Consider the following 12,518-nt stretch of genomic DNA (forward strand, 5'->3'; position numbering starts at 1 on the left):
CAGCCACGCACTGTCACCGATGTGCTGATACAGAATCGTCACCGATGTCCTGCGACATAACACTTTTCGGCGATTGGTGTGTCACAACGCAACACCTGCACGATCGTGGTCGCCCGCGCGGTCGCCGCTCGCCGCTCGCCGCTCGCCGCTCGGCCGAGGCGACCTGGCTGCGCGTCGTACGGCCGAGGCTCAGACCAGGCCGGCGTCGTGCACGCAGATCGCGATCTGCACCCGGTTGGTCGCGCCCAGCTTGTCGAAGAGCCGGGAGACGTGCGCCTTGACGGTCGGGACCGAGAGGTAGAGCTCGCCGGCGATGTCGGCGTTGCTGAGCCCGCGACCGACGGCCACGGCCACCTCACGTTCGCGGTCGGTCAGCGTGGCCACCCGGATCTGGGCTGCCTCGGCGCGACCGTCGGGGGCGTCGGACCGCACCTGGCGGATCAGGGTCGCCGTGGCCGAGGGGGAGAGCATCGGCTCGCCGTCGGCCACCTTGCGGATCGCGGCGACGATCTCCGGTGGCGGGGTGTCCTTGAGCACGAAGCCGTCGGCGCCCGCGGCCAGGGCGCCGACCACGTGGTCGTCGGCGTCGAACGTGGTCAGCACGATCACCCGCGGCGGCGACGGGTCGGCGTGCAGCTCGCGGGTCGCCTCGAGCCCGCTGAGCACCGGCATGCGGATGTCCATCAGCACGACGTCGGGGCGTTCGCGCCGGGCCATGGCGACGCCGAGGCGGCCGTTCTCGGCCTCGCCGATCACCTCGATGTCGGCCTGGCCGCCGAGCATCAGGGTCAGTGCGGACCGCACCAACGGATCGTCGTCGACGATGAGAACCCGGATCACGCGGACCACGGTATCCAAGCCTGCAACAGGAACATCGAGCCGTCCTTGCGGAACGTGAGCCGTCCGCCGCCGAGCTCGGCGCGTTCGGTCAGTCCGACCAGGCCGAGTCCCGCACCGGGCGCCGATGCGTTGGTGCCGAAGCCGATCGGGTTGCGGATGCGCACGTCGATGCCCTCGTCGGGGGTGCCGGCCAGGTCGACGAACACGGTGGTGCCCGGTGCGTGCTTGCGGGCGTTGGTCAGCCCTTCCTGGACGATGCGGTAGATGGTGCGGCCCGCCGCGGTCGGCACGTCGCCGTCGTCCACGTGTGCGGCGTACTCGATGTGCATGCCCGACTCGCGGGCGTCCTCGATCAGCTCGGCCACGTCGTTGTACGTCGGTTGCGGACGGTCGAGCAGGTCGCCGGTGCCGGGGTCGCGGAGCACGCCGAGCACGGCGCGCAGGTCGATCAGCGCCTGGTTGGCCTGTTCCTGGACGACCGATGCGGTGGCGCGCATCTCGTCGGCGGTGAGGTCGGTGCGGAAGGCCAGCGCACCGGACTGCATGGAGACCTGGGAGATGCGGTGGGCCAGCACGTCGTGCATCTCGCGGGCGATGCGGGCACGCTCGTCGCCACGCGCCTTGCCCACACGCAGGTCGCGCTCGTCCTCGGCCCGTTCGGCGCGGTCGCGCAGCGTCCACAGCAGCTCCCGACGCGAGCCGATGAACATGCCCCACGCCAGTGTGGCGGCGACGAACACGGTGTTGACGGTGAGGTTGAGCCAGTACGGGTCGTCGTCGTACGACGGCTGCGACACCGAGTAGAACTGGGCGGCCGCCAGGCCAATGACCCCTACCGGCACCAGCTCGCGCAGTCGACGGCGGGTGGCCATGGACACGGTGGCCAGGGTGGCCGGCCCACCCGCGACGCCGGAGACCGAGGCGAGCGCATTGGTGATCAGGGCGATGGCCAGGGGATACCTGCGCCGCAGGTGCAGCAGCAGGTAGGAGACCAGGCCCACGACGAGGTCTACCCAGAACAGGATCCGCTGCTCGCGCCACTGGAACGCGAGGTACGGGCTCCAGGCCAGGGCGCTGATCGCCAGCACACCGACGTACCGCCAGAACGACGACCACTTGGTCAGCGGCGGCTGGTAGAGGTCGGGGGAGGCAGGCACTCGTCAACCCTAGGCCCAGACGAGTGCGCTGCGGATCCGTCCCGCGTCGGCGACGCCCCCTACTTTGGTCGCGTCGGAAGCATCCTGTGGGCCGATGTGCGCAGCGGCCGGGACCGGTTGACTTGTCGTCATGATCAAGGTCGAGAACCTCACCAAGAAGTACGGCGACTTCACCGCCGTCAACGACATCAGTTTCGTGTCCCAACCCGGACGCGTCACCGGCTTCCTGGGCCCGAACGGCGCAGGCAAGAGCACGAGCATGCGGATGATGGTCGGCCTCACCAAGGCCGACGCCGGCTCGGTCACCATCGGCGGACACGACTACATGGACATCCCCAACCCGGGCCGCCATGTCGGCGTGCTTCTCGACGCCTCGGCGCAGCACGCCGGCCGCACCGGCCGCGAGGTGCTCGCGCTGAGCGCCGCGACGATGGGCCTGCCCGCCTCGCGCGTCGACGAGATGCTCCACCTGGTCTCGTTGACCGAGAGCGAGGCCAAGCGCCGGGTGAAGAACTACTCCCTCGGCATGCGGCAGCGGCTCGGCATCGCGAACGCGCTGATGGGTGACCCGTCGGTGCTGATCCTCGACGAACCCGCCAACGGTCTCGACCCGGCCGGTATCCGCTGGATGCGCGGTCTGCTCAAGGGGTACGCCGACCGTGGCGGCACGGTGCTCCTGTCGAGCCACCTGCTCCACGAGGTCCAGATGATCGCCGACGAGCTGGTGATGATCGGCCGGGGCGAGATCGTCGCCCAGGGGACGCCGGAGGAGCTGCTGCGCGACAGCGGCACCTTCTTCCGTGCCCTCGAGGCCGACCAGCTGGTCAAGGCCCTTGCCGACAACGGCATCCAGGCGGCACCGGTCGCCGACGGCTTCCGCACCGACGCCGAGCCCGTGCAGGTCGGCAAGGTCGCGGCCGAGCACCAGATCACCCTCGTCGAGCTGAAGCTTGCCGACGGCGGCCTCGAAGACCTCTTCCTCGAGCTCACTGCCGAGACCCAGCGCGAGACCTACACCGAAGGAGGCCAGAAGTGAGCACGGCAACCGCCCCCGTCCAGGCCGGAGACCCCGGCTACATCGACATCTCCGACAGCCACCGGCCCTCGTTCCTGCGTCTGGTCGGCGTCGAGATCCGCAAGATGACCGACACCAAGGCCGGCCTGTGGCTGCTGATCGTGATCGCCGCCGTGACGGTGATCATCAACGCCGCCTTCCTGATCTGGGGACCCGACGACCTCACGTTCAACGACTTCCTCCAGTTCTCCGGCATGCCGCAGGGCATCCTGCTGCCCGTGCTGGCAGTGCTGCTGGTCACCCAGGAGTGGGGCCAGCGCACGGGCCTGGTCACCTTCAGCCTGGTGCCGCACCGTGGCCGGGTGCTGGTCGCGAAGCTCGCTGCGGCGATCGTGTTCGTGCTCGCTGCCTTCGCGGTGGCAGTGCTGATCGCCACGGTGCTGACCCCGATCAGCGGGGCCCCGGACGGCTGGGACGGTGTCTCCGTCGGCTGGCTCTCGCGCTCGATCCTGGCTCTCGTGATCGGCGCGGTCTGGGGCTACGCCTTCGGTGCCGCACTGCTCAACAGCGCATTCGCGATCGTGTCCTACTTCGCGGTGCCGATGGTGGTCAGCATCGTGACCGCGATCTGGACCTCCGCCCAGGAGAAGCTGCTCTGGTTCGACCTGTCGACCTCCTCGACGCGGCTCTTCGAGCCGGACGGCCTCTCCGGCGAGGAGTGGGCGCAGATCGGCACCGGAGTGCTTCTCTGGATCGCCCTGCCGCTGGCGATCGGCGTCTGGCGCATCCTGCGCGCCGAGATCAAGTAGGCGCCACCTCGACCTGACCGGAGCCGGTCTCCCGAAACGGGGGGAGACCGGTTCCGGTCATTTCGGTGAACCGGTGGGCAGGCTGTTCATGCAGTGTTGCCGGACGTGACGCGGCGACGCCGGTTCGTCGTACCGGGGGACCCCACGCTGGAGGCATGCGGTCCTACGTGCGGTTCGCGGCGCTGGGTGACTCGACGACTCACGGCATCGGTGACCCGGTGCCGGACGGCTGGCGTGGCTGGGCCCGCCTGCTGGCCACCGCCATGGACTCCGGGCACGACATCTCGTTCTGCAACCTCGCCGTCTCGGGCGCGACCGCCACCGACGTACGCGACGGGCAGCTGCGAGCCGCACTGGCCCACCAACCCGACGTCGCCTCCCTGGTGGTCGGCATCAACGACACCATGCGCTCCACGTGGCACCCGCCGCGGATGCGGGCCGAGCTCTTCGAGTGCGCCGACGCCCTGCACGGCTCGGGCGCGCTGCTGCTGACCGCGCGATTCCACGACCACGGTGCGATCTTCGGGCTGCCCGGCGTGCTGCGCCGCGCGCTGTGGCGACGGATCGAGGCGGTCAACGCGATCTACGACGAGATCCACGAGACGTACGACGGGGTGCGGGTCGACCTGGCTGCCCTCCCGCAGACCCACGAACGCGTCTTCTGGTCGGTCGACCGGCTGCACCCCTCGGAGCTGGGCCACCGTGCACTGGCCCGCGCGTTCGGTGCCGGACTGCTCGAGCGCGGACTCGATTTCGAGCTGCCGTCCGCGACGAGCGACGGACTGTTCCTCCCGAACTGGCGCTCCGACCTTGCCTGGATGGTCACCGAGGGCGCGCCCTGGATCGGTCGACGGGCCCGCGACCTCGGGCCGTGGGCGGTGCGGAGGGCGCTGGTCGAGCCGCGCACGCAACGGCCTGCCGCACCCGCCGTGCCGGTGGCCGGGCCCGGCCTCGTTACGCTCGACCCATGACCCGAGCTGACGGCCGTGCCGACGACGAACTCCGCCCCATCAAGATCACCCGTGACTGGCTGGACCACCCGGCCGGATCGGTGCTGGTCGAGTTCGGCCGCACCCGCGTGCTGTGTGCCGCCTCCGCCTCCGAGGGCGTGCCGCGCTGGCGCAAGGGCTCGGGCCTGGGCTGGGTGACCGCCGAATACGCGATGCTCCCGGCCTCGACGAACACGCGTTCCGACCGCGAGTCGGTCAAGGGCCGCATCGGCGGCCGCACCCACGAGATCTCCCGCCTGATCGGCCGGTCGCTGCGCGCGGTCATCGACTACAAGGCGCTCGGTGAGAACACCATCCAGCTCGACTGCGACGTGCTCCAGGCCGACGGCGGCACCCGCACCGCCGCGATCACCGGGGCGTACGTCGCCCTGGCCGACGCCTGCGCACACCTCGGTGTGACCGGTGCCCTGACCGGTTCTGTCGCCGCGGTCAGCGTCGGCATCATCGACGGCGTGCCGCGGCTCGACCTGCCCTACGAGGAGGACGTGCGCGCCGAGACCGACATGAACATCGTGATGACCGGCACCGGCTCCTTCATCGAGGTGCAGGGCACCGCCGAGGGCGCCCCGTTCAACCGCGCCGAGCTCGACGCGCTGCTCGGCCTCGGCGAGAAGGGCTGCGCCGACCTCACCCGTCTGCAGACCGAGGCGCTGGCGGTGGAGCGGCAACGTGCCTGAGGTCTTCCTCGCCTCGCGCAACGCGAAGAAGCTGGAGGAGATGCAGCGCATCCTCGCGCCGCTGATCCCCGACATCCGTGTGCTGGGCCTCGACGACGTGCCGGCGTACGACGAACCGGTCGAGGACCAGCCGACGTTCGAGGGCAACGCACTCCTGAAGGCACGGGCAGGGGTCGAGGCCACCGGACTGCCGTCCCTGGCCGACGACTCCGGGCTCTGCGTCGACGCGTTGAACGGCATGCCCGGCGTGCTGTCGGCGCGTTGGTCGGGCCCGCCGAAGTCCGATGCGCGCAACAACGAGCTGCTGCTGGCGCAGTTGGAGGACGTGCCGGACGCTCGACGTACGGCCTTCTTCACCTGCGCGGTGGCGCTGTGCCACCCGGTCGGCGACGGCAAGGTCGACCAGCACGTGGTGCACGGCCGCATGGACGGCCACATCCTGCGCGAGGTGCGCGGGACCGGCGGCTTCGGCTACGACGTGCTCTTCACCGCCGACGGGTACGACGTCACGACCGCCGAGCTGTCACGCGAGGAGAAGGACGCGATCTCCCACCGGGGCAAGGCATTGCGCGAGATCGCACCGTTGGTCAGCCGCGTCCTGTCGGGGCGCTGACCGGCTCGTCGCGACGGAGCAGCCGCACCAGCGTGAGGCCCCACAGCGTCGCGAGGACGAACATCACGATCGAGTAGACCGCGGCCGGCACCGACGCCTCCGTGCTCTCGAGGATCTCGACCGCGACGAAGATCGCCAGGGTGCCGTTGTGCACCCCGATCTCCATCGACGAGGCGATCGCCTGGCGTTCGACGACGCCGAAGGCCCGGGGCACGAAGTAGCCGGTGAGCAGACTGATCGCGCAGAACAGTGCGGCCACCAGCCCGACGTCGCCGAGGTAGTCGACCACGTTGTCGCGCTGGTCGACGAGGATGGCGAGCACCAGTGCGGCGAGGATGATCGCGGAGGCGACCCGCACCGGTTTGTCCATGCTCGCCGCGAACGACGACTTCTTCGCGCGCACCAGCATGCCGATGCCGACCGGGATCAGCACGATCGCGAACACCTGCACGACCTCGCCGATCGGCATCGAGATGCTGTCGCCCTTGTCGTAGTGGTCGATCGCGAGGTTGGTGATCAACGGCAGGGTGACGATCGAGATGATCGAGTTGATCGCCGTCAGCGAGATGTTCAGCGCCACGTCTCCGCGGAACAGGTGGCTGAACAGGTTGGCCGTCGTACCACCGGGGGAGGCGGCCAGCAGCAGCATGCCGATGGCGAGCAGGGCCGGCAGGTCGAAGGCGAGCACGAGCCCGAAGCACACGGCCGGCAGGAGCAGCAGCTGGCAGGCCAGCGCGATCGCCACCGCCTTGGGGTTGCGGCCGATCCGCTTGAAGTCCGCAATGGTCAGGTCGAGGCCGAGCCCGAACATGATGATGCCGAGGGCGAGGGGCAGGCCGATCGTGGTCAGCGCGGAGTCCATGCCCGGACTATAGGGACAAAGCAGACCGGGCGGACCGGAATCAGGCCCAGGCCCAGCTGTCCAGGATCGTCGTGAAGGCAGCGAGGGCGTCGTCCTCGTAGCTCGGCGGCGTGCTCAGCACGATCGTGTAGGTCTGCTCGTCGACGACGACGAGGTACGCCGTCGAGGCCACGCGCTTGCCGCGTGCGTTGGACTCTTCGAGGCGTACGCCGATCGCGTCGTACCCGCCGATGCTCGTGGCCGGGACCTCGGTCCGGGCGTGGTTGCCCGAGGCGAGGCCGGCCTCCCACGTGGAGCGGAGCGACTCGAGGTCGGTCTCATCGGTGGTGTCGCCCAACTGCACGATCACGTTGGCCAACAGATCGTCCAGGTCATCTCCCCAGACAGCGCCGGTGTCCGTGGTGGGCAATCCCCCCTCGGTGCGCAGGGCCTCGGTCTGGTCGGTCCACTCGTCGGGCAGCGCATAGCTGTAGCCACGTCCCTCGATGATCTCAGCATCGGCAGGCCGCTCAGGGGTGACGGTCGGAGAGGTCGACTGACTGATCTCGTCAGGGGAGTCCGAGGAGTCCTCGGTCAGGTTGGCGACCAGGAGCCCGATCACCACCAGCAGTGCGAGCACTGGCCCGATCACCCCGAAGCGCAGCCAGCCCGGCCGCGCGTAGGGGTCTCTGCTCACTGCATCTCCTGGGAAGTCTTGCTGGTGCCGGAGGGGGGACTTGAACCCCCACGCCCTAGGGCACAGGTACCTAAAACCTGCGTGTCTGCCAATTCCACCACTCCGGCCGGCCCCGAGAGTCTAGGACCGTGGGTGCGCGAGAACTCAGTCGAGGGCGAGGTCGCGACGCAGCTTCGCCACGTGGCCGGTGGCCTTGACGTTGTACTGCGCCACCTCGACGTTGCCGCCCTCGTCGATCACGAAGGTCGAGCGGATCACGCCCTGCACGACCTTGCCGTAGAGCTTCTTCTCACCGAATGCGGCGTACGCCGACAGCACCGACTTGTCGGGGTCGGAGAGCAGGGTGATGGTCAGCCCATCGCGCTCGCGGAACTTCGCGAGCTTCTCCGGCTTGTCGGGCGAGATGCCGAGCACCTCGTAGCCCGCCGCCTTGAGGGAGTCGAGCGAGTCGGTGAAGTCGCAGGCTTGCTTGGTGCAGCCCGGCGTCATCGCGGCCGGGTAGAAGTAGACGATCACCTTGCGGCCGCGCAGGTCGGCCAGGGAGACCTGGTCGCCGGTGTCGGACGTGAGGGTGAAGTCGGGTGCGGGGTCTCCGGGGGAGAGGCGCTGCTCGCTCAAGGTAGGGGTCCTCCTGACCGTTCGGACAGTTGTTGCACACCATGTGCAATAACGTAGGCTGCGCAGTATGCACGTACCTGATGGATTCCTCGACGCTCCCACGTCGATCGCGACCGGTGTCGTGGCCGCGGCCGGTGTGGCCGTCGCCCTGCGGGGGGCGCGCAAGGAACTCGATGACCGTACCGCCCCGCTCGCCGGTCTGGTCGCCACGTTCGTGTTCGCGGCCCAGATGATCAACTTCCCGGTCGCCGGAGGCACCAGCGGACACCTCCTCGGCGGCGTGCTCGCCGCGGTGCTGGCCGGCCCGTTCACGGCCGTGCTGTGCCTGAGCGTCGTACTCCTCGTGCAGGCCCTGCTGATGGCCGACGGTGGCGTGACCGCACTCGGCACCAACATCACGCTGATGGGCATCGTCGGCGTCGTCGCCGGCTGGCTGGTCTTCCGCGGCGTCCTCTCCGTGCTGCCCAAACGCAGGTCGATGGTCGCGCCCGCCGCCGCCGTCGCGGCCCTGGTCAGTGTGCCAACCGCGGCCCTGGCCTTCACCGCCCTGTTCGTCATCGGCGGCACCGCACCGGTCGACTCGGGCAAGGTGCTGGTCGCGATGGTCGGCTGGCACGTCGTGATCGGCATCGGCGAGGCCGTCATCACCGCCCTCGTGGTCGGCTCCGTCGTCGCGTCCAGGCCCGACCTGGTGTACGGCGCCCGCCACCTCCTCGCCGACCGTGAGCTCGAGATCCGTAAGGCAGTCGCATGAAGTCCCGCAAGTTCTTCGCCGTGTTCCTCCTCGTCTCCCTGCTGGTGGCGGGTGTGGGCAGCTACTACGCCAGCTCCCACCCCGACGGGCTCGAATACGTCGCGGCCAAGACCGGGTTCGGCGACTCCGCCAAGGACTCCGCCACCTCCGACAGCCCCTTCGCCGACTACGGCGTCAAGGGCGTCGACAACGCGCGACTCAGTGGCGGGCTGGCCGGCGTGGTCGGCACGCTGACTGTGCTCGTCCTGGCCGGCGGACTCTTCCTCGTCGTACGCCGCCGCTCCGGCGACCGCACCGGCGACGAGGCCTGACGCGATGGGTGCCGGGCACGGGCACCGGCTCTTCTTCCACGGCCACAGCCCGATCCACCGCGCGCCCGCGCACTGGAAGCTCGTCGCGCTGCTGGCCTTCATGCTCACCGTCGTGGCCACGCCGCACCACTGGTACGCCGCCTTCGGTGGCTACGCGCTCGTCCTGGTGACGGTGATCCTGACCTCGCGGGTGCCGCTGCTCTACATCGCACGACGCATGGTGGTCGAGGTGCCGTTCGTGTTCTTCGCGGTGCTGATGCCGTTCATCGCCACCGGTCCGCGCATCGACGTGCTCGGCGTCAGCGTCTCCGAGCCGGGCCTCGTCGCGGCCGGCGGCTTCCTGGCCAAGGCCACCCTCGGCGTGGTCGCCTCACTGACCCTGGCCGCCACCACCGAGCCGGTCGACCTGCTCCGCGGCCTGCGCACGCTGCGGATGCCCGACCAGATCGTCTCGATCATGAGCTTCATGATCCGCTACCTCGACGTGGTCACCGACGAGCTGCGCCGTATGGTCACCGGCATGCGATCCCGTGGCTGCGACCCGCGCTCACCGCGGCACTGGCCGATGCTGGCCCGCACCCTCGGGGCGTTGTTCATCCGCTCCTACGAGCGCGGTGAGCGTGTCCACCTCGCGATGCTGTCGCGCGGCTACGACGGACGGATGCCCTGATGGCCACCCCCGTGCTCGACGTACGCGGCCTCGCGTTCGCCTATCCCGACGGCCACCAGGCGCTGTTCGGCGTCGACCTGCACGTGCACCGCGGCGAGCGGGTCGCCCTGCTCGGCCCCAACGGTGCCGGCAAGACCACGCTGGTGCTCCACCTCAACGGCATCCTGACTGCCGGCGCCGGATCGGTGGCGGTCAGCGGCATGCCGGTCGAGCAGAAGAACCTCAAGGAGATCCGGCGACGCGTCGGCATCGTCTTCCAGGACCCCGACGACCAGCTGTTCATGCCGACGGTGCGCCAGGACGTCGCGTTCGGCCCGGCCAACCAGGGCATCAAGGGCGCCGCCCTCGACGCCGTGGTGATGGAGGCGCTCGAGCGGGTCGGGATGGCCGAGTTCGTCGACCGGCCGCCGCACCACCTCTCGTTCGGCCAGCGTCGGCGGGTGGCGGTGGCGACCGTGCTGGCGATGGAGCCCGAGATCCTCGTGCTCGACGAGCCGTCGTCCAACCTCGACCCGGCCTCGCGCCGCGAGCTCGCCGACATCCTGCGCTCGCTCGACGTGACGGTGCTGATGGTCACCCACGACCTGCCCTATGCCCTCGAGTTGTGCTCGCGCTCGGTCGTGCTCCACGGAGGTGTGGTCGCCGCCGACGGTGCGACGTACGACGTGTTGACCGACGACGCGCTGATGGCGGCGAACCGACTGGAACTCCCGTTCGGCTTCGACCCGCGCAGCATTGGTAACGTTCCCCACTGACGCACCAGCTGCACCCAAACCTTTCGGCGGACGAACCAGGAGATTGATCGTGGCGAACGAGATCAGCTCGATCGAGAGCGAGATCGAGCAGACGCGGGAGCGGCTTGCCAAGACCATCGACCAGCTCGCCTACCGTGCGCACCCCAAGACGATCGTCAGCCGCGAGGTGGCCTCGGTGAAGGCGCACTTCGTCGACGTGAACACCGGCGCCCCGCGCACCGACAACATCCTCAAGGTCGTCGGCGGCGTGGTCGGCGTCATCGTCCTGTTCGGCGTGATCCGCAAGGTCGTCAACTGACCCGTGAGTGACAAGACCCCGATCAAGATGCTGCACGACCGCATCCTGGTCGAACTCGACAAGGACGCCGGCGAACGACGTTCCTCCGGCGGCATCGTCATCCCCGCCACCGCGGCGATGGGCGGTCGTCGACTGGCGTGGTCGAAGGTCGTCGGAGTCGGCCCGCACGCCCGTGCCGTCGAGATCGGCGACCGGGTGCTCTTCGACCCGGAGGAGAAGGCCGAGGTCGAGGTCAACGGCGAGGTGTACGTCGTGATGCGTGAGCGCGACGTCCACGCCGTCGCCGCCGACCGGCTGGCCGACGAGTCGACCGGCCTCTACCTCTGAGCCGGCTCCCGCTCCTGGGCGGCCCTGACCGGTAGCCGCCGGTCCAGCCACAGAGCACCCGCGAAGAGGGCCAGCATCAGCACGGTGACACCCGCGCAGTTGGCCAGTGCGACGGCGTACCCGTGCTCGTCGACGTCGATGAACGGATAGGGGTACCAGTTCGCGAACGGTCCGCGCACCAGCGTGTAGACCAGCCAGAACACCGGCAGCACCAGGAACGGCACGAGGCGCCCGATGCGGCCGCGTGGTCCGAACGCCAGCCAGCCGATGGTGGCCAGGAGGGGCACCACGACGTGCAGCAGCTTGTCGGCCAGCCAGTCGGCGCCGTGGAGGTCGAGGATCGGGCGGAGCAGGAAGAAGTGCACGATGCCGCCGCCGAGGCAGAGCACGACCGCATTCAGTCGCAGCGCTCTCCAGGCGGGCCCGCCGTCACGGAACGGGTCCCTCACGAGGGTGGCCGAGGACCACGCGACCAGTGCGTTGCTCCAGATCGTCAGGTAGCTGACGAACCGGATCAGGCGGGTCCCGAGGTCCGGTTGCTCGGTCTCGTCGAGCACCGCGTTGCCCTGCACGATCAGCACGAGCTGGAGCACGAGCGCCGCGGTCGTCACGACCGCGGTCAGCAGGTGCCAGGCGCTGGCGGAGCGATCCGAGGTGGCTGCCATGAGCCTGAGCCTAGGGCCTGCGACTGGCGCGCGCACGAGTTACCGGCACGCGTCGCGCCCTCAGCGAGAGTCGCGATTCGTACCACTCGACGCGCTGGGTTGGTACGAATCGCGACTCTCGGCGGCTCGGGCGACGAGGGTGCCGGAGCCCACACCGAACCGGGCTCGTCTCGATTTTTCTGTGGGGTCACCGGCTGCTAAAGTTTCTCTCGCGCAAGCGGCATTAGCTCAATTGGCAGAGCAGCTGACTCTTAATCAGCGGGTTCGGGGTTCGAGTCCCTGATGCCGTACCAGCCAGAAGGCCGGATCCCTCGGGATCCGGCCTTCTGCGTTCTTGTCGCACGTCGAGCGACCCGGATCGTGCACGTGCACGATCCGGGTCGCTTTTTGCCGGCTGTCTGTGATGTCTCAGGACATCGGTGACGATTCTGCATCTGGACATCGGTGACAGTTGATGTCTC

At 69.3% G+C, this 12,518-nt stretch carries 17 protein-coding genes and 2 tRNA genes; 12 read left to right on the forward strand and 7 right to left on the reverse strand.

The features are described 5' to 3' along the window. Window positions 1-189: 189 nt before the first annotated feature. Together ASH02_RS05280 and ASH02_RS05285 are read right to left on the reverse strand one after the other, a co-directional pair. Window positions 190-840, reverse strand: coding sequence for a response regulator (locus tag ASH02_RS05280; RefSeq protein ID WP_200950145.1), 651 nt, complete (start codon window positions 838-840; stop codon window positions 190-192). Beyond that, window positions 837-1,997, reverse strand: a complete 1,161-nt coding sequence (locus tag ASH02_RS05285; RefSeq protein ID WP_056675455.1) for a sensor histidine kinase — start codon at window positions 1,995-1,997, stop codon at window positions 837-839. Before ASH02_RS05285 ends, ASH02_RS05280 begins: the two co-directional genes overlap by 4 nt. Window positions 1,998-2,127: 130 nt before the next feature. On the opposite strand from ASH02_RS05285, the gene ASH02_RS05290 reads away from it, so the two are divergent. The 5 genes from ASH02_RS05290 (at window position 2,128) to rdgB (ending at window position 6,121) form a co-directional block, all read left to right on the forward strand. Then, a complete protein-coding gene (locus ASH02_RS05290) occupies window positions 2,128-3,033 on the forward strand; it encodes an ABC transporter ATP-binding protein (RefSeq protein WP_056675458.1) in 906 nt (301 codons plus the stop codon). Further along, entirely contained in the window at window positions 3,030-3,821 is a 792-nt protein-coding gene (locus tag ASH02_RS05295; RefSeq protein ID WP_056675462.1) for an ABC transporter permease, read from the forward strand. Before ASH02_RS05290 ends, ASH02_RS05295 begins: the two co-directional genes overlap by 4 nt. A 155-nt stretch (window positions 3,822-3,976) precedes the next feature. Then, entirely contained in the window at window positions 3,977-4,792 is an 816-nt protein-coding gene (locus ASH02_RS05300) for an SGNH/GDSL hydrolase family protein (protein ID WP_056675466.1), read from the forward strand. Next, window positions 4,789-5,508: a ribonuclease PH gene (gene rph, locus ASH02_RS05305; RefSeq protein WP_056675469.1), complete on the forward strand. Its 720-nt coding sequence runs from the start codon at window positions 4,789-4,791 to the stop codon at window positions 5,506-5,508. Before ASH02_RS05300 ends, rph begins: the two co-directional genes overlap by 4 nt. Then, window positions 5,501-6,121: an RdgB/HAM1 family non-canonical purine NTP pyrophosphatase gene (gene rdgB / locus ASH02_RS05310; RefSeq protein WP_056675473.1), complete on the forward strand. Its 621-nt coding sequence runs from the start codon at window positions 5,501-5,503 to the stop codon at window positions 6,119-6,121. The genes rph and rdgB overlap by 8 nt, the downstream gene beginning before the upstream one ends. Here rdgB and ASH02_RS05315 read toward each other — a convergent pair. The 4 genes from ASH02_RS05315 to bcp form a co-directional block, all read right to left on the reverse strand. After that, on the reverse strand, window positions 6,096-6,983 hold the full coding sequence (locus ASH02_RS05315; RefSeq protein WP_056675476.1) for a bile acid:sodium symporter family protein: 888 nt from the start codon (window positions 6,981-6,983) through the stop codon (window positions 6,096-6,098). The genes rdgB and ASH02_RS05315 overlap by 26 nt on opposite strands. 40 nt (window positions 6,984-7,023) lie before the next feature. Next, entirely contained in the window at window positions 7,024-7,659 is a 636-nt protein-coding gene (locus ASH02_RS05320) for a hypothetical protein (RefSeq protein WP_056675480.1), read from the reverse strand. A gap of 22 nt (window positions 7,660-7,681) precedes the next feature. After that, a tRNA-Leu gene (locus tag ASH02_RS05325) sits at window positions 7,682-7,766 on the reverse strand. A gap of 37 nt (window positions 7,767-7,803) precedes the next feature. Beyond that, window positions 7,804-8,277 carry a thioredoxin-dependent thiol peroxidase gene (bcp, locus tag ASH02_RS05330; RefSeq protein ID WP_056675482.1) on the reverse strand — a complete coding sequence of 158 codons (474 nt, stop codon included), beginning with the start codon at window positions 8,275-8,277 and terminating at the stop codon, window positions 7,804-7,806. Between the two features lie 67 nt (window positions 8,278-8,344). Here bcp and ASH02_RS05335 point away from each other — a divergent pair, with 67 nt between their 5' ends. Genes ASH02_RS05335 through ASH02_RS05360 form a run of 6 tightly spaced genes read left to right on the forward strand, consistent with a single transcriptional unit; the run spans window position 8,345 to window position 11,392 of the window. After that, on the forward strand, window positions 8,345-9,031 hold the full coding sequence (locus ASH02_RS05335) for an energy-coupling factor ABC transporter permease (protein WP_056675485.1): 687 nt from the start codon (window positions 8,345-8,347) through the stop codon (window positions 9,029-9,031). Beyond that, the gene (locus tag ASH02_RS26605; protein WP_056675488.1) at window positions 9,028-9,342 is read left to right on the forward strand and encodes a PDGLE domain-containing protein; all 315 of its coding nucleotides are present in this window, start codon (window positions 9,028-9,030) and stop codon (window positions 9,340-9,342) included. The genes ASH02_RS05335 and ASH02_RS26605 overlap by 4 nt, the downstream gene beginning before the upstream one ends. 4 nt (window positions 9,343-9,346) lie before the next feature. Beyond that, entirely contained in the window at window positions 9,347-10,012 is a 666-nt protein-coding gene (gene cbiQ, locus ASH02_RS05345; RefSeq protein WP_056675492.1) for a cobalt ECF transporter T component CbiQ, read from the forward strand. Continuing rightward, window positions 10,012-10,767 (forward strand): energy-coupling factor ABC transporter ATP-binding protein, encoded by a 756-nt coding sequence (locus ASH02_RS05350; protein WP_056675495.1) that lies wholly within the window; start codon window positions 10,012-10,014, stop codon window positions 10,765-10,767. Before cbiQ ends, ASH02_RS05350 begins: the two co-directional genes overlap by 1 nt. A gap of 49 nt (window positions 10,768-10,816) precedes the next feature. Further along, a complete protein-coding gene (locus tag ASH02_RS05355) occupies window positions 10,817-11,065 on the forward strand; it encodes a DUF3618 domain-containing protein (RefSeq protein ID WP_235530192.1) in 249 nt (82 codons plus the stop codon). 27 nt (window positions 11,066-11,092) lie between these two features. Next, window positions 11,093-11,392: a GroES family chaperonin gene (locus tag ASH02_RS05360; protein WP_056679029.1), complete on the forward strand. Its 300-nt coding sequence runs from the start codon at window positions 11,093-11,095 to the stop codon at window positions 11,390-11,392. Here ASH02_RS05360 and ASH02_RS05365 read toward each other — a convergent pair. Beyond that, on the reverse strand, window positions 11,383-12,057 hold the full coding sequence (locus tag ASH02_RS05365; RefSeq protein ID WP_057294411.1) for a Pr6Pr family membrane protein: 675 nt from the start codon (window positions 12,055-12,057) through the stop codon (window positions 11,383-11,385). The two genes, ASH02_RS05360 and ASH02_RS05365, sit on opposite strands and share 10 nt — an antisense overlap. A gap of 217 nt (window positions 12,058-12,274) precedes the next feature. Between ASH02_RS05365 and ASH02_RS05370 the strand changes: the two genes are divergently transcribed. Continuing rightward, window positions 12,275-12,350: transfer RNA gene (locus ASH02_RS05370), tRNA-Lys, on the forward strand. The last annotated feature ends 168 nt before the right edge of the window (window positions 12,351-12,518 follow it).

This window comes from Nocardioides sp. Soil796, from assembly GCF_001429525.1.
Lineage (GTDB): Bacteria > Actinomycetota > Actinomycetes > Propionibacteriales > Nocardioidaceae > Nocardioides.

Coding starts and splice junctions, on each gene's coding strand:
- ASH02_RS05290 (WP_056675458.1), top strand. CDS start 2,128: ATGATCAAGGTCGAGAACCTCACCAAGAAGTACGGCGACTTCACCGCC.
- ASH02_RS05300 (WP_056675466.1), top strand. CDS start 3,977: ATGCGGTCCTACGTGCGGTTCGCGGCGCTGGGTGACTCGACGACTCAC.
- rph (WP_056675469.1), top strand. CDS start 4,789: ATGACCCGAGCTGACGGCCGTGCCGACGACGAACTCCGCCCCATCAAG.
- ASH02_RS05315 (WP_056675476.1), bottom strand. CDS start 6,983: ATGGACTCCGCGCTGACCACGATCGGCCTGCCCCTCGCCCTCGGCATC.
- ASH02_RS05335 (WP_056675485.1), top strand. CDS start 8,345: ATGCACGTACCTGATGGATTCCTCGACGCTCCCACGTCGATCGCGACC.
- ASH02_RS26605 (WP_056675488.1), top strand. CDS start 9,028: ATGAAGTCCCGCAAGTTCTTCGCCGTGTTCCTCCTCGTCTCCCTGCTG.
- cbiQ (WP_056675492.1), top strand. CDS start 9,347: ATGGGTGCCGGGCACGGGCACCGGCTCTTCTTCCACGGCCACAGCCCG.
- ASH02_RS05350 (WP_056675495.1), top strand. CDS start 10,012: ATGGCCACCCCCGTGCTCGACGTACGCGGCCTCGCGTTCGCCTATCCC.
- ASH02_RS05360 (WP_056679029.1), top strand. CDS start 11,093: ATGCTGCACGACCGCATCCTGGTCGAACTCGACAAGGACGCCGGCGAA.
- ASH02_RS05365 (WP_057294411.1), bottom strand. CDS start 12,057: ATGGCAGCCACCTCGGATCGCTCCGCCAGCGCCTGGCACCTGCTGACC.